This is a genomic window from Planococcus dechangensis, assembly GCF_042654465.1.
GTDB lineage: Bacteria > Bacillota > Bacilli > Bacillales_A > Planococcaceae > Planococcus > Planococcus dechangensis.
This window is the reverse complement of sequence record NZ_JBHSGL010000002.1, coordinates 1-14,108: the sequence shown is the minus strand read 5'-3', so window position 1 is coordinate 14,108 and position 14,108 is coordinate 1. Positions and strand designations below refer to the sequence as shown.

Genomic DNA, 14,108 nt, shown 5'->3' with positions numbered 1-14,108 from the left:
GGAGATGGCATGATGAATCATCAACCGAAAAATCGGATATCCCGGAAAGGGCTGACTGTCTGGCGTTTATACGGCATGATCGAAACGACTGTATTTGCTGTCTTATTGGCCGGCGTTGGTGTGCTTACATATTTCTTCGAATGGCCGAGCTGGATTTATGCTGCAGCGGGCGGCGTGCTTTTATTGTTTGGATTTCTATTTATCTACTTATTCCCAAAAATTCGTTGGGAGCGCTGGCGCTACGAAGTGCGCGAACAGGAAATCGAGTTGCAGCATGGACTCTTTATCGTCAAGCGTACACTCGTTCCGATGGTGCGCGTGCAGCACGTCGATACGGAACAAGGGCCAATTCTCCGCAAATACGATTTGTCTGAAATTTCCATTTCGACAGCAGCAACGACCCATACCATTCCAGCATTGATCACCGCAGAAGCAGATGAACTGCGTTCCCGCATCTCAGTGCTTGCAAGGGTGGCGGAAGACGATGTCTGAAATCCGCTATAAATTACACCCGGTTTCGGCGTTGATTAATTTTCTGAAAGGCTTGAAAGAGTTGATTTTGCCGTTTGTCATCATTTTTGGTGCCAATTTATTCAGGGAAGGCGGCATTTCAGGCATGTTCAGCCAAGGGTGGCAAGGCTTATTGCCGCTGATCATCGGCGGGGTGGTCCTATTGTTCATGCTGATTGCGGGCATTATCAAGTGGAAACGCTTTGTCTATTGGTTTGAAGATGGAGAGCTGCGGATCGAATACGGGCTGTTCGTCAAAAAGAAACGCTATATTCCGTTTGAGCGCATTCAAAGCTTGAACTATACCGAAGGAATCTTCCATCGTCCGTTCGGGCTCGTCAAAGTAAAAGTCGAGACTGCGGGTTCTGGTAAAGTCGGCCAATCCGAAGCCGAGCTCACTGCCATCTACCGCGCCGAGGCGGAACGGATCGAACAGGAGATGAAGCTTGCGAAACGGAGCTACCAGCAGCAGGCTCTTGTAGAAGATGAAGCAACACTTTACGGTCCTGTGCAAGCGGCTAAGCCGGTGGTGCAAGAAGAGGAAGAAAGCAAAACGCGCATTCTCTACCAAATGAGCCTAAAGGAATTATTGATGCTCGCCACCACTTCCGGAGGGATAGGCGTCGTGATTTCCGGCGTCGCTTTATTCCTGTCGCAGTTTGCGGAATTGATCCCGTACGATGCGATTTATGATGAAGTGATGGTCTTTATGCGCTTTGGCTATTTGGTCGTCGCGTTGACGGTGTTTGCCGGTTTGCTGCTCGCCTGGATCATTTCTGTCGCCATGACGCTGATCGCTTATTATCAATTCACCATTCATGCGGATGATGAACGGATTTATATTACGCGCGGGTTGTTGGAGAAGAAAAAAGTGTCGGTTCCGTTTAAACGCGTGCAAGGCATTAAAATGACGCAAAATCCGCTGCGCCAATTATTCGGTTATGTAGCAGTGACGGTGGAAAGTGCAGGAGGGACCTTGGCGGACAAAGATGAAAAAATCCGCCTGTTTCCTTTAGTGAAGCAAAAAGCCATGAAGCCGGTGCTAGAAGAATTATTCCCGGAATTCGATTGGTCGCCGGAACTCGAGCGGCTGCCGAAACGAAGCCGCCCATTCTTTTACCGCTTGTCGATTGCATGGCTGATTCCGGCATTTGCGGCACTCGGATATTTTTTCTATCCATACGGCCTATGGGCGCTCGCCGTCGTGCCGGTCATTATTCTGATGGGCTTGTGGCAGCATCGTTCGGCCGGCTACGCCATTGCAGAGCGCCAGCTGACCGCGCAGTTCCGCGGCGTCAGCCTTCATCGCTATTATATGATGAAAAAACGCATTCAAGTCATCGCCGTGACGCGGACGATTTTCCAGCGCCGGCGTGACGTGGCATCAGTGCACGCGACGATCAAATCCGGCATGCTCGGAGCGACCGCTTTCATACCGCATGTCGGGCGGGAAGCGGCGGAAGACATTTTGGCCTGGTACGAACCATCCGGACAACGCCAGCTTGAAACCGAGGATGGACCAACGAAAAACCCTCAGCCGACTGAAATCGGTTGAGGGTTTTTTCATGTGCGTCAATTGCGCTTCTTGGCGCGCCAGCTGACGATTCGTTTCGGGTGGAAATAGCTGAGCCCGATTAAAAATCCGGTGATCATTCCGGCGATATGTGCCGTAACGTTGATGTTCGGTGCCAAGAACGTCATGACTATACTTATCACAATAATCGGGAGTATAATTTGTTTAAGCTGCGGCAATGCACGGCCTCCGTAATAGACGAGCGCCCCGAAGGCACCGAATACACCGAAGATGGCTCCGCTTGCACCGACGTGTTGATAATCAAGCGGCTGTATGAAAAATGTCGCAACCGATGCGAAAAAGCCGGACAGCATGTAAATCGTAATAAAGCGCATCTTGCCGGTCAAGCGCTCAAGCTCAGGTCCGAATAGGAACAGCGAGAACATATTGAACAGCAAATGCATAAAACCGCCATGCAAGAAAACCGGCGTCACAAAGCGCCACCATTCGCCTTCAGCAATCCAAAAATTCCAGCCGATGCCGTAATAGTAAATATAGTCGCCGAATATTGGAATGAGCGTCAACAAGTGCACCAGGACGTTCAACGCGATCAAAGTTGACACGACCGGGTACAATTTCAAGTATTGCGAAAAACTTTCTCTTCTAATAAACAATAAGGTCACCTCAATTTCATAGCTCCATTATACCCGTTACCCATTTGCGAATGAAAGGAGAAACCTTTATGATAACAGGAATCGGCCTTGATATCGTCGAACTCGGAAGAATCCGCATGCTCGATGAAAAATCACCGAAATTCAGAAAACGCGTACTGACCGAACATGAACTTGATCAATACCTTCTATTGAAAAACAAACGCCAAACCGAATTCCTGGCAGGCCGCTTTGCGGCCAAAGAAGCATTCGCCAAAGCGAAAGGTACCGGTATCGGAGCTGCCTGTGCGTTTCAGGATATGGAAATACGCAAAGATAGCAACGGCAAGCCCAGTATGTATTTCCGTGGCTTGGAATGCGGGCTCGTGTCGATCACACACTCAAAAGAATTTGCCGCTGCGCAAGTTGTTTTGCAAACCGAATGAACAGGATGTGTCTAACCGATGGAAATGTATCGCCCGACAAAAGCAATCATCAATATGGAAGCAATTCGCAACAACCTTAAAGCATTTCAAGAAAAAGCCGGCGATGCCCAAGTGATCGCGGTCGTCAAAGCGGATGGCTATGGCCACGGAGCGCAAGAAGTCGCGCGTTTAGCGATCGAATCTGGTGTCCGCTTGCTTGCAGTGGCCACGCCGGACGAAGCATTGGCGCTGCGCCAAAGCGGCATCAAAAGCGATATTCTCGTGATGGGGGCTGTACCGGCTTCATTTGTAAGCGTTGCGCAACATGAAAATATTATCGTCACCGCCATCTCGCTCGAATGGATCGGCAAGGCACGACAAGCCGCCGCGTCAACACCGCCGCTGCGTGTCCATTTGAAAGTCGATACCGGAATGGGGCGGCTCGGCATCCAGCCGGAAGAAGCGCAAACGGCTGTTGCGGCGTTGGCTTCAGACAACTTTTCGTTCGAAGGGATCTTCACTCATTTTGCCGCAGCTGACGAACAGGACACAAGCCTTTTCGAGCAGCAGACTGAGCGCATGAACCAGGTGTTGAAGCATATACCCGATGGAGTCATGGTCCACGTATCCAATAGTGCCGCAGCATTGATGCATCCAGCTGTTGCATGCGACGCTGTGCGGATCGGCATCTCGCTGTACGGCATCGCACCATCGCCTTTTGTCGGTGCACATTCACCCATCGCGCTTGAGCCGGCGCTGAGCTTGGAGACGGAAATTGTCCATGTGAAGAAAGTGCAGCCGGGGGCGACGATCAGTTACGGCGCTACTTACCGGAGTCCTGGCGAAGAGTGGATTGCGACATTGCCAATCGGTTATGCAGACGGGATGTTGCGCGCTTTGCAAGGGCAGGAAGTGCTGGTGCGCGGCGAGCGTGTGCCGATTGTCGGCCGTATCTGTATGGATCAATGCATGATCCGCCTGAATGAAGAACTGCTGGTCGGCGAAAAAGTTCAATTGATCGGCCAGCAAGGCGAAAATAAAGTATTGATAGATGAATGGGCCGAAAAGATGGGTACAATCCCCTACGAGGTCCCTTGTATTTTGACAAAGCGGGTTCCCCGCATCTATGTGAATGGCACCAATAATGCCCGATCGCCTTTTCAGGCAACTGATTCAATGGTAAGATGAAAAGGGAAATAGACAGAGATCGGGATTTTCGGAGGTGTCGGCTGTGTACGAGAAGTCAAAGACGAAAGAAGTGGTAGTCAAGTTGCCGAAGCAATTTATGTCGGAATTGACTGCCCATTCAGAGGAACGCGTTGAGGAAAACGGAGAATTCATTTACGTTTCGACTCAGCGAGTAACAAAAAATGTCTACGATTCATATCATATTCGGGAAGCGATGATCAAGGGCTACGTGGAAATGTCGCAGATCAATCTGTCGATTGCCTGCGAATGTTCGCACGCTGAGTACGAAGCGGAGCATACGACAGTGCAACTCGTAAGCGGAGGGTGACAACTTGATTGTAAAACGCGGGGATGTTTTTTTCGCAGAACTATCACCGGTCGTCGGGTCTGAGCAAGGCGGGACCCGTCCGGTTCTGGTGATTCAAAACGATATCGGGAACCGATTTAGCCCTACAGTGATCATAGCGGCAATCACCGCCCAGATCCAGAAGGCGAAATTGCCGACGCACGTGGAAATCAATGCCAAGAAATATGGCTTTGAACGTGATTCCGTCATTTTGCTGGAGCAATTGCGGACGATCGATAAATCGCGCTTGACCGATAAAATTACACAGCTGGATGAAAGATTGATGGAAAAGGTCGACGAAGCCTTGGAAATCAGCGTCGGACTTGTAAAATTCTAGCATACATACTCCATAGAAATGCCTCGAGACTACTTTCTCGGGGCATTTTCGCATTGAAAAGCAGATGCTGTCAGAGTCGGTAGCAAAAAAGGTGTGAAATAGTCGGTTTTCCGATACAATGGTAAGACAAGTATGAAATTGTGGCTATTGATGGGGTCACTGGGAGGGTAATACGAAAACATGAACAAGCAGATGGCTACATATATTCAAGACAATATGACCGGAATCATTTCCAAATGGCAGGAGCAAATGAAACGCGAACAAGACGATCGCTCATACCAGGTAATATCGGATGAAGTGATGAATCAGACAAGCCAGGAATTTGCTGGATTGATGTTGTCGAGTTTGCTCGAAAGCCACGAGGCATATGAGAAACGGTTGCAAGATTTTTCCGAGAAAGTGGTCCGCCTCGGCTGGTCCATCACATATGTAACGAAAGCGATCGATTATTTTGCAGAGATCGTTTATGAAGGAATGAAACTACAAGGCATGATTACTCAAGAAAATATGGATGGATTTATCCATGAATTCGCTAATTGGGCAACTCCTATCCGCAACAGCACTCTCGATATTTACTCCAAAACTTGGGAGCGCACCGTGAGTCTGCAAAAAATCGCTTTGCAGGAGCTTTCCGCTTCCCTTATCCCAGTTTTTGATAAAGTTTCAGTCATGCCACTTGTCGGCACGATCGACACGGAGCGTGCAAAGCTGATTATGGAAAATTTGCTAGACGGTGTTGTCAGGCATCGTGCGGAAGTGGTCCTGCTCGACATTACAGGCGTGCCGGTCGTCGATACGATGGTCGCCCATCACATCATCCAAGCGGCAGACGCCGTACGCTTGGTCGGGGCCAAATGCATGCTCGTCGGCATCCGCCCGGAAATCGCGCAAACGATCGTAACGCTCGGCATTAATTTGAACGACTTTACGACAACGAGCACATTGCAGCGCGGCGTAGAACAAGCACTGGCTTGGACAAACCGAAAAATTGTGGAGGTTGAGGAAGCATGAATGTAAGAATCCCAATTCTAAAATTGAAAGATACATTGATCGTTTCGATCCAATGGGAACTGGATGACCAAACAGCATTGCAGTTCCAGGAAGACCTTTTGACGAAGTTGCACGAAACGAGTGCACGCGGGGTCGTTATTGATTTGACGTCCATCGACTTTATTGATTCATTCATTGCCAAGGTGCTCGGAGATGTCATCAGCATGTCCAGCCTGATGGGGGCAAGAGTGGTTATTACCGGTATCCAGCCGGCGGTTGCCATCACTTTGATCGAGCTCGGAATTCGACTTGAAGATGTTATGACGGCACTTGACTTAGAGAACGGCCTGGAGAAACTTCAACTGGAATTGGAGGCTTGAAAATGAGCGACCAGTCCTCAGTGGAAATCTTAACGGAATGGGATATTGTAGCGGCACGGCAGCTTGGGCGAAATGTCGCCAAAGAGCTGGGCTTCGGCACGGTGGACCAAGCGCGTATCACGACGGCCATCAGCGAACTTGCCCGCAATATCTACTTATACGCCGGCCAGGGCAGGATTGAAATCCAGCAGCTGACTGAAAATGGCATGAAGGGAATTCTCATCATTGCTGCAGACAGCGGACCGGGAATCCCGGATGTCCGAAAAGTTATGGAAGACGGATTCACGACGTCGGGCGGACTTGGTGCAGGCTTGCCAGGTGTCAAACGCCTAATGGACGATTTCAAGATTGAAACGATTCAAGGTGAAGGAACAGATATACGGGCTACGAAGTGGCTCCGCTAGGAGGAACGCTAAATGCCTCAACGCATCGAAGCGCAATATCAAGAAATTCTGAACGAATATGTAAAAAAGCAGACGGAACAAAATTTGTATGTCGGCCAAAATTTCAGTAGACAGCTTATTTTGGAGAACATTTCACCAGAAGAAGTCATCAGTATGCACAAAGCAGCCATCCAGGAGCTCTACGGAGAACTCCCGGATGTTGTTTGGCATTCATTTGATTTCCTAATTGAAATGATGATCAATTATGGATTGGCGCTGCAAGAACGCCAAAGTTTGCTGAAGCGACAAGAAGAGCTGAAAGTGGAAATGGATCTTGCTGCGAATGTCCAGGAAACGCTGCTCAAAACGAAACTGCCGTCACTTGAAGGGCTCGAGATAGGCTTATTGTCGATTCCAGCCAGAAAAATGAACGGAGACTATATTTATTTCGTCAGTGATTATGATGGTTACGCTGGTGTGGCCGTTGCCGATGTGATCGGCAAGGGCCTTCCAGCGGCTCTTTGCATGTCCATGATCAAGTTTGGAATGGATAGTTTAAACAGCTCGCACGCCATGCCGAAGGATGTACTCGGCGTCATCAATCGCATCGTGGAAAAAAGTGTTGACGATTCGATGTTTGTGTCGATGTTCTACGCCAATTATGATGCGGGTGAAGCCAAACTTACATACGGATCTGCTGGACATGAACCGGCTATTTTATACCGTGCTGAAACAGGCGAATTCAATGAACTTCAAGCAAAAGGCTTGCTGCTCGGCGTATCACCGGCGGCTGTTTACGAAGAACATTCCGTCACCTTGTCTAAAGGCGATATGGTCATCATGATGACGGACGGCGTGACTGAAGGCCGCAACGAGGAAGGGTTTATCGAGCGCGAAGTCATCTATAAACTGATTGAAAACAAAAAAAGCAAATCGGCACAAGAAATTGTCCAGTATGTTTACGACGAACTCGAACGCATGCAAAATGCTGAACTGCAAGACGACTTCACATTGGTTATTTACAAGAAAGCCTAACTTGATGTTTAGTGGGCGCAAGCAGCGGGTATGAAAACTTAAGAATGGCTTTTTTAGCCACATTGAATCATACAAAAACGGGGTGTCATATAGAGATGAATATTCAAGTTAAATTGACAGAAAATGACAATATATTAAAAGGCAATATTGACGGAGAGATTGACGCGCATACAGCACCGGTATTGCGTGAAAAACTTGAAGCTTACCAAAACCAGGAGGGCCTAAATGCCGAACTGGATCTATCTGGAGTCGATTATATGGATAGCACCGGCCTTGGTGTATTCGTTGCGTTTTATAAATCAGTGAATGCAAAAGGCGGTCATGTCAAGCTTACCGGTCTTTCAAGCCGTTTGAAGCGTCTTTTTGATATTACAGGCTTAGGCGATATCATGGACATTGAAGCAGCCGCCGCGAAGGGTGGGAACTAACTATGCGTCCTTTCGATTATGTAGAGATGCGTGTTCCGGCGAAATCGCAATACGTAGGCGTAGCTCGGTTGACGATCTCCGGGCTTGCAAGCCGTATCGGTTTTTCGTTTGACGATATCGAAGATTTGAAAATTGCTTCAAGTGAAGCAGTGACAAACGCTGTCCAACACGCTTATTCAGAAGGTGAAGAAGGCGAAGTCGTCATTGGCTGTGCCTTGTACGAAGACAAAATTGAGATTATGGTAGCGGACCATGGCCAAAGCTTTGACTTTGAAGAAACGAAAGCAAAAGTTGGCCCATACCATGACCAGGAAGAGGGAGCGTTCCTGCGTGAAGGAGGTCTTGGCTTGTATTTGATTGAAACCTTGATGGATGAAGTGAAAGTTCACCACCAAGAAGGCGTCACTGTCTTCATGACAAAGCATGTTGAAGGAGAGCGGGTGGAAGAGGATGTCGAAACAATCTCATCCTAATCAGCCAACGAAAGAACAGGTTCTGGAATGGATTGAAGCTTATCAGAAAACAGAGGACGAGGAGGCACAAACCAACCTTGTCCTTAATTATCGTCGTCTAGTCGAGTCGATTGCCCGCAAGTATTCCAACGGGAAATCCTATCACGAAGACATTGCGCAAGTAGGCATGCTCGGATTGCTGGGGGCGATTCGCCGCTACGACCCTTCATACGGACGTAGTTTCGAAGCCTTCGCAGTTCCGACGATCATCGGTGAAATCAAGCGATTCTTGCGCGATAAGACGTGGGCGATCCATGTGCCGCGGCGCATCAAAGAGCTTGGGCCGCGCATCAAAGCCACCGTTGAAGTACTGACGACAGAACTTCAGCGTTCTCCGCAAGTATGGGAAATCGCTGAATATTTGGATGTTGACGAAGACGACGTACTAGAAGCGATGGAGATGGGCAAAAGCTATCAAGCGCTTTCTATGGATCACTCACTTGAGGCGGATTCGGACGGTAGTACGGTGACGTTATTTGATGTAGTTGGTCAGGAAGATGACGGATATGAAAAGGCGGATCAGCGCATGCTCGTAGCGGAAGCGATGAGTGTCCTTTCCGATCGGGAAAAACAAATCATCCAATACACCTACATAGAGCAGCTGAGCCAAAAAGAAGCAGGCGATCGTCTAGGGATTTCACAAATGCACGTATCACGTCTCCAACGTAAAGCAATTAAAAAGCTTCAGGAAGCTATTTTAGCTGCTGGCGGGGTTTCGTAGTGGAAGAAATTCGCCATAAAAATGTAGAGGCCTATGTCTACAACGCAGCAAAAAAAGGGAATTATGAATCCGGCGATAGTTATTCAACAGTATTGACGGATGATTACTTTATTTGCTCCGTAGCCGATGGATTGGGGAGTGGTCCTTCAGCGCGTGAGTCGTCTCAGGTCATCCCCAAGATTCTAAAAGAATTTCATCACGAAACGATTGATCAATTGATGAACCGTTTTAATATGCTTATGTTGCAAAAACGCGGAGCGGCAGTCGCTATATTTAAAGTAGATTTTAAAAGAAGAACGCTTGAATACAGCTGTGTCGGCAATATCCGCTTCTATCTGTACCGGAAAGAAACTGATGATGTGATTTATCCGTTGCCGGTAATGGGCTATCTTTCCGGGAGGCCGCAAAAGCTCAAAACGCAGCTTTTCACCTATTTGGAAAATGATTTGTTCTTGATTCATTCGGATGGCGTGGATTTGCGCAACCCGAAAGCGATGATGAAAAGAGCAGGGACGCCCAGGCGGTTGTATGAAGACATTCTTTCATCCATCGAAACTGGCGACGACGCTACACTTATATCAGGAAGCCTTCTCCATTGAGGAGAGGCTTCTTTTTTTACATTCCATGAAAAGTGAATAGCTTATTTCTCCGAGTCCGACATGGCATGTTAAAATAGAACAGTAGAAAGGGAGTGCCCAATATGGAAACAGAGCAATTGCACGCATTAATCGCCAAAGAAGCGGGGGTCAAACCCCATCAGGCCAATCAAGTTATTGAATTACTTGAAAGCGGCAATACGGTGCCATTTATCGCCCGTTACCGAAAAGAAGCAACCGGTTCACTTGATGAAGTTCAGATAAAAGCAATTGAGGATCGATATACATATATCCAAAATTTGGAGCAACGAAAAACAGATGTTATCCGCTCAATCGACGAGCTGGAACAACTGACGCCAGAGCTTGAAAAGAGCATTCGCACAGCAACGGTTTTGCAAAGGGTGGAAGATTTATACCGGCCATACAAGCAAAAGCGCCGTACCAAAGCTACCATCGCTAAAGAAAAAGGCTTGCAGGAACTAGCTGATTGGCTTTTGAACCCAGGAAAAGAGCAGCTCGAAACTATAGCTAAACGCTATATCAGTTCTGAAAAAGGCGTGGAATCGGCTGAAGACGCCATTGCAGGGGCACAGGATATTTTAGCGGAATTATTTGCAGATGATCCGGATATTCGTGAACAAGCACGTCGTTTGACGCGTGATGCCGGCATATTGGAAACTACTGCCAAAAAAGGCCATGAAGACGAAAAGCAAGTATTTCAGATGTATTATGAATACAGCGAAGCCATCAAAAAGATCGTTCCGCACCGTATTCTTGCAATTAACCGCGGCGAAAAGGAAGGCGTCTTGAAAGTGGCGGTTATCCCTCCTGCGGATCGAATCCTTCGTTCGATGAAGAATAAATGGGTAAAAACAGGGAGTCCAGCAGTGAAAGAATTGGAATCGGCCATTGAAGATAGCTATAAGCGTTTGATCCAACCGTCGATTGAACGAGAAATTCGCACGGAACTAAGCGAAAAAGGCGAAATTCAAGCAATCCATATTTTCTCGGAAAATCTTCGCAACTTGCTGTTGCAGCCACCGATGAAAGACAAAATGGTGCTCGGTATCGATCCAGCATACCGCACGGGCTGTAAATTGGCAGTCATCGATGAAACAGGAAAGCTACTCGAAGTGGCTGTGATTTATCCTCACCCGCCTAAATCTGATCAACAAGGCGCAAAAAAGACGTTGCAGCGCATAACGGAAAAATACCCGATTGAGATTATGGCGATTGGAAATGGGACTGCATCGCGTGAAACGGAACAATTCGTAGCCGATTTCTTGTCAGATTCTGCAACCAAGGCATCATATGTCATCGTCAACGAAGCCGGCGCGAGTGTCTATTCGGCTTCGGCCATTGCCCGGGCGGAGTTTCCGAACTTGCAAGTAGAAGAACGAAGCGCTGCTTCAATTGCGCGCCGTCTGCAAGATCCACTTTCAGAACTTGTGAAAATTGATCCGAAAGCAGTGGGGGTCGGTCAGTACCAGCATGATGTGTCCCAGAAGAAACTGGCGGACCAATTGACTTTTGTTGTCGAGACTGCGGTTAACCAAGTGGGCGTGAATGTAAACTCTGCTTCGGCGTCACTACTTCAGTACGTCGCTGGCCTTAGCAAGACCGTTGCCGAAAACATCATTACAATAAGGGATGAAAATGGGCGCTTCACTTCCCGCGTTCAATTGAAAAAAATTCCGCGCCTTGGAGCAAAGACCTATGAGCAGGCAATTGGGTTCTTACGGATTCCTGAAGGCAAGAACCCGCTCGATGCGACCGGCATTCATCCTGAAAGTTATGCGGCTGCTGAAAAAATCCTGAAGACAATCGGAGCGGATAAGAAAATGATTGGCCGCCCGGAAATTGTCGGGAAGCTGGAAGAATTAGATATCGATGCCTTGAGCTTGGAATGGGAAGTCGGAAAAGTGACACTGAAAGATATTGTCGATGCACTGAAGAAACCGTTCCGTGATCCGCGGGATGAATTTCCACAGCCGCTGCTTAAAAGCGACATCTTGAAGATGGAAGACTTGATGCCTGGAATGGAAGTGCAGGGAACAGTGCGCAACGTCGTCGACTTCGGTGCATTCGTCGACATCGGTGTAAAGCAGGACGGGCTCGTCCACATCTCCAAGCTGAAAAAAGGATTCGTCAAACATCCGCTTGATGTAGTTGCAGTCGGTGACATTGTGACCGTGTGGGTCGACCAAGTCGAAAAACAAAAAGGGCGCATTGCATTAACGATGCTTCCTCCGAAACAACAACAGCCAGATCTCCAGGAGAGATGATATGAACAATGACGAACTCACTAAACTGATCTCAGAGATTTCCCGCGACGTCTTCGGTAAGCCATTCCGTCACCAAGGAATATTCAACAAGCGATTGCGAACGACGGGCGGCAGGTATTTACTGCGCTCGCACGATATCGAAATCAATCCTGCTTCCTATAATAAATTTGGGCACGCCGAACTCATCGGGATCATCAAGCATGAACTATGCCATTATCACCTGCACCTCGAAGGAAAAGGGTATAAGCATAGGGACAAAGATTTTCGTGAGTTATTGAAACAGACCGGGTCGCCACGTTTCTGCTCACTGCTGGCTGACAAGCGCAGGAAGAGTTCGAGCTTCTATCTCTATGAGTGTATTTCCTGCAACACCGAGTTTCCACGGAAGATCCGGATGAACACAGCGAAGTATAGATGCGGGCGATGCACAGGAATGCTCCATTTAAAAACAGAAAAAGCATAAAGCAAAGAGTCGCTCTTTCAGCGGCTCTTTTTTGATTTCGTTTTTCGAGCTGAAGAGCGGGAAAGTGTTGCATTCATTATTAACAGAGCAAGTACTGTGGGGCTGAGATCGCTTCAGCTATATAGAAGAAAAAGAAAACACTATGTTCAAAACGATGGATAGGGAGGCGACAGGCAATGCATTGCAAGCTGGTGCCAAGTAACCGGCAAGGAGTTGAGTTATGGATGCTAAGTTGCTGAGAGGCTAGCCAAGTGCTGTAAGATGAAACTTTTCTACGCAAACATTTTAGAGAGAAGAAGCTGTTGTAAATTAAAATATAAAATGATGCACGAAAACTATTGACGATTGCGGTAAGGCTCTTTATAATAGAAAAAGTCGACAAGTACTTAAACATTATTCCGAAGTAGCTCAGTGGTAGAGCACCGCACTGTTAATGCGATGGTCGTAGGTTCGAGTCCTACCTTCGGAGCCATTTATTTGGCCCCTTGGTCAAGCGGTTAAGACACCGCCCTTTCACGGCGGTAACACGGGTTCGAATCCCGTAGGGGTCACCATATATAATGCAAAATACTATTTCTAGTATAATGTTTTATGTGAAACTTCATTGAAAGCTTTAATATTATCGCGGGGTGGAGCAGTTCGGTAGCTCGTTGGGCTCATAACCCAAAGGTCGCAGGTTCAAATCCTGCCCCCGCAACCAAATGGTCCCGTGGTGTAGCGGTTAACATGCCTGCCTGTCACGCAGGAGATCGCCGGTTCGATCCCGGTCGGGACCGCCATTTTCTTAATGGGGTATAGCCAAGCGGTAAGGCAACGGGTTTTGATCCCGTCATGCCCTGGTTCGAATCCAGGTACCCCAGCCATTTTAGGGTAACCGAGATTAAACCTTAAGAACATTATCGTTGACAACGAGTTCTGAATGTCATACAATAGAATTTGTCCCAAAAAATATAAAATACATGCGGTCGTGGCGGAATGGCAGACGCGCTAGGTTGAGGGCCTAGTGGGAGAAATCCCGTGGAAGTTCGACTCTTCTCGGCCGCACCATAACCTTACTTTTAAATGTTTGCGCCCGTAGCTCAATTGGATAGAGTACTTGACTACGAATCAAGCGGTTAGAGGTTCGAGTCCTCTCGGGCGCGCCATTGTTTCTATTATAAATATGCGGGTGTAGTTTAGTGGTAAAACCTCAGCCTTCCAAGCTGATGATGAGGGTTCGATTCCCTTCACCCGCTCCAACTAACTTTTGAACCTTGAAAACTGAACAGCAAAACGTCAACGAAAGACGTCACGAGCGCTTTGGCGCGCGAACGGCTTTTGCGAAGGTCGCCCCCGGGCGATCGGAG

General features: G+C 48.0%; 17 protein-coding genes and 8 tRNA genes. 24 read left to right on the top strand and 1 reads right to left on the bottom strand.

Annotated elements, in window-relative coordinates:
* Positions 1-12 precede the first annotated feature (12 nt).
* The gene (locus tag ACFO5U_RS00585) at positions 13-492 is read left to right on the top strand and encodes a PH domain-containing protein (RefSeq protein WP_377276417.1); all 480 of its coding nucleotides are present in this window, start codon (positions 13-15) and stop codon (positions 490-492) included.
* A complete protein-coding gene (locus ACFO5U_RS00580; protein ID WP_377275736.1) occupies positions 485-2,065 on the top strand; it encodes a PH domain-containing protein in 1,581 nt (526 codons plus the stop codon). The genes ACFO5U_RS00585 and ACFO5U_RS00580 overlap by 8 nt, the downstream gene beginning before the upstream one ends.
* 17 nt (positions 2,066-2,082) lie before the next feature.
* Here the strand turns inward: ACFO5U_RS00580 and ACFO5U_RS00575 are convergent, their stop codons facing one another.
* A complete protein-coding gene (locus ACFO5U_RS00575) occupies positions 2,083-2,697 on the bottom strand; it encodes a rhomboid family intramembrane serine protease (RefSeq protein ID WP_377275734.1) in 615 nt (204 codons plus the stop codon).
* 68 nt (positions 2,698-2,765) lie between these two features.
* Between ACFO5U_RS00575 and acpS the strand changes: the two genes are divergently transcribed.
* From acpS to ACFO5U_RS00465, 22 genes are all read left to right on the top strand, one after another.
* Positions 2,766-3,119: a holo-ACP synthase gene (gene acpS, locus ACFO5U_RS00570; RefSeq protein WP_377275733.1), complete on the top strand. Its 354-nt coding sequence runs from the start codon at positions 2,766-2,768 to the stop codon at positions 3,117-3,119.
* Positions 3,120-3,137: 18 nt separating this feature from the next.
* The gene (gene alr, locus ACFO5U_RS00565) at positions 3,138-4,286 is read left to right on the top strand and encodes an alanine racemase (RefSeq protein ID WP_377275731.1); all 1,149 of its coding nucleotides are present in this window, start codon (positions 3,138-3,140) and stop codon (positions 4,284-4,286) included.
* A gap of 43 nt (positions 4,287-4,329) precedes the next feature.
* Positions 4,330-4,614 carry a transcriptional regulator gene (locus ACFO5U_RS00560; protein ID WP_377275730.1) on the top strand — a complete coding sequence of 95 codons (285 nt, stop codon included), beginning with the start codon at positions 4,330-4,332 and terminating at the stop codon, positions 4,612-4,614.
* 4 nt (positions 4,615-4,618) lie between these two features.
* A complete protein-coding gene (locus ACFO5U_RS00555; protein ID WP_377275728.1) occupies positions 4,619-4,969 on the top strand; it encodes a type II toxin-antitoxin system PemK/MazF family toxin in 351 nt (116 codons plus the stop codon).
* 180 nt (positions 4,970-5,149) lie between these two features.
* A complete protein-coding gene (locus tag ACFO5U_RS00550) occupies positions 5,150-5,980 on the top strand; it encodes an RsbT co-antagonist protein RsbRA (RefSeq protein ID WP_377275726.1) in 831 nt (276 codons plus the stop codon).
* On the top strand, positions 5,977-6,339 hold the full coding sequence (locus tag ACFO5U_RS00545) for an STAS domain-containing protein (protein ID WP_058381774.1): 363 nt from the start codon (positions 5,977-5,979) through the stop codon (positions 6,337-6,339). Before ACFO5U_RS00550 ends, ACFO5U_RS00545 begins: the two co-directional genes overlap by 4 nt.
* 2 nt (positions 6,340-6,341) lie before the next feature.
* The gene (locus ACFO5U_RS00540; RefSeq protein WP_058381773.1) at positions 6,342-6,743 is read left to right on the top strand and encodes an anti-sigma regulatory factor; all 402 of its coding nucleotides are present in this window, start codon (positions 6,342-6,344) and stop codon (positions 6,741-6,743) included.
* Between the two features lie 12 nt (positions 6,744-6,755).
* Positions 6,756-7,757 carry a PP2C family protein-serine/threonine phosphatase gene (locus tag ACFO5U_RS00535; protein WP_377275724.1) on the top strand — a complete coding sequence of 334 codons (1,002 nt, stop codon included), beginning with the start codon at positions 6,756-6,758 and terminating at the stop codon, positions 7,755-7,757.
* Between the two features lie 95 nt (positions 7,758-7,852).
* Entirely contained in the window at positions 7,853-8,185 is a 333-nt protein-coding gene (locus tag ACFO5U_RS00530; protein WP_377275722.1) for an anti-sigma factor antagonist, read from the top strand.
* Between the two features lie 2 nt (positions 8,186-8,187).
* On the top strand, positions 8,188-8,658 hold the full coding sequence (gene rsbW, locus ACFO5U_RS00525; RefSeq protein ID WP_068460431.1) for an anti-sigma B factor RsbW: 471 nt from the start codon (positions 8,188-8,190) through the stop codon (positions 8,656-8,658).
* Positions 8,636-9,418, top strand: a complete 783-nt coding sequence (gene sigB, locus ACFO5U_RS00520) for an RNA polymerase sigma factor SigB (RefSeq protein WP_377275720.1) — start codon at positions 8,636-8,638, stop codon at positions 9,416-9,418. Before rsbW ends, sigB begins: the two co-directional genes overlap by 23 nt.
* Entirely contained in the window at positions 9,418-10,017 is a 600-nt protein-coding gene (locus tag ACFO5U_RS00515) for a PP2C family serine/threonine-protein phosphatase (protein WP_377275718.1), read from the top strand. Before sigB ends, ACFO5U_RS00515 begins: the two co-directional genes overlap by 1 nt.
* Positions 10,018-10,118: 101 nt before the next feature.
* Positions 10,119-12,299, top strand: coding sequence for a Tex family protein (locus ACFO5U_RS00510; RefSeq protein WP_377275716.1), 2,181 nt, complete (start codon positions 10,119-10,121; stop codon positions 12,297-12,299).
* 1 nt (position 12,300) lies between these two features.
* Positions 12,301-12,762 (top strand): SprT family protein, encoded by a 462-nt coding sequence (locus ACFO5U_RS00505; protein ID WP_377275714.1) that lies wholly within the window; start codon positions 12,301-12,303, stop codon positions 12,760-12,762.
* Positions 12,763-13,159: 397 nt separating this feature from the next.
* Positions 13,160-13,234: transfer RNA gene (locus ACFO5U_RS00500), tRNA-Asn, on the top strand.
* 7 nt (positions 13,235-13,241) lie between these two features.
* A tRNA-Glu gene (locus tag ACFO5U_RS00495) sits at positions 13,242-13,316 on the top strand.
* Positions 13,317-13,385: 69 nt separating this feature from the next.
* Positions 13,386-13,462, top strand: a tRNA-Met gene (locus ACFO5U_RS00490).
* Positions 13,463-13,465: 3 nt separating this feature from the next.
* Positions 13,466-13,541: transfer RNA gene (locus ACFO5U_RS00485), tRNA-Asp, on the top strand.
* Between the two features lie 9 nt (positions 13,542-13,550).
* A tRNA-Gln gene (locus tag ACFO5U_RS00480) sits at positions 13,551-13,625 on the top strand.
* A gap of 98 nt (positions 13,626-13,723) precedes the next feature.
* Positions 13,724-13,809 (top strand) — tRNA-Leu (locus tag ACFO5U_RS00475).
* Positions 13,810-13,830: 21 nt separating this feature from the next.
* Positions 13,831-13,907 (top strand) — tRNA-Arg (locus ACFO5U_RS00470).
* A gap of 19 nt (positions 13,908-13,926) precedes the next feature.
* Positions 13,927-14,000 (top strand) — tRNA-Gly (locus ACFO5U_RS00465).
* Positions 14,001-14,108 lie beyond the last annotated feature (108 nt).

Bases quoted from the DNA above. Each gene is read 5' to 3' on its own strand.
- ACFO5U_RS00585 (WP_377276417.1), top strand. From the start codon at position 13: ATGAATCATCAACCGAAAAATCGGATATCCCGGAAAGGGCTGACTGTC.
- ACFO5U_RS00580 (WP_377275736.1), top strand. From the start codon at position 485: ATGTCTGAAATCCGCTATAAATTACACCCGGTTTCGGCGTTGATTAAT.
- acpS (WP_377275733.1), top strand. From the start codon at position 2,766: ATGATAACAGGAATCGGCCTTGATATCGTCGAACTCGGAAGAATCCGC.
- alr (WP_377275731.1), top strand. From the start codon at position 3,138: ATGGAAATGTATCGCCCGACAAAAGCAATCATCAATATGGAAGCAATT.
- ACFO5U_RS00550 (WP_377275726.1), top strand. From the start codon at position 5,150: ATGAACAAGCAGATGGCTACATATATTCAAGACAATATGACCGGAATC.
- ACFO5U_RS00545 (WP_058381774.1), top strand. From the start codon at position 5,977: ATGAATGTAAGAATCCCAATTCTAAAATTGAAAGATACATTGATCGTT.
- ACFO5U_RS00540 (WP_058381773.1), top strand. From the start codon at position 6,342: ATGAGCGACCAGTCCTCAGTGGAAATCTTAACGGAATGGGATATTGTA.
- ACFO5U_RS00535 (WP_377275724.1), top strand. From the start codon at position 6,756: ATGCCTCAACGCATCGAAGCGCAATATCAAGAAATTCTGAACGAATAT.
- ACFO5U_RS00530 (WP_377275722.1), top strand. From the start codon at position 7,853: ATGAATATTCAAGTTAAATTGACAGAAAATGACAATATATTAAAAGGC.
- rsbW (WP_068460431.1), top strand. From the start codon at position 8,188: ATGCGTCCTTTCGATTATGTAGAGATGCGTGTTCCGGCGAAATCGCAA.
- sigB (WP_377275720.1), top strand. From the start codon at position 8,636: ATGTCGAAACAATCTCATCCTAATCAGCCAACGAAAGAACAGGTTCTG.
- ACFO5U_RS00510 (WP_377275716.1), top strand. From the start codon at position 10,119: ATGGAAACAGAGCAATTGCACGCATTAATCGCCAAAGAAGCGGGGGTC.
- ACFO5U_RS00505 (WP_377275714.1), top strand. From the start codon at position 12,301: ATGAACAATGACGAACTCACTAAACTGATCTCAGAGATTTCCCGCGAC.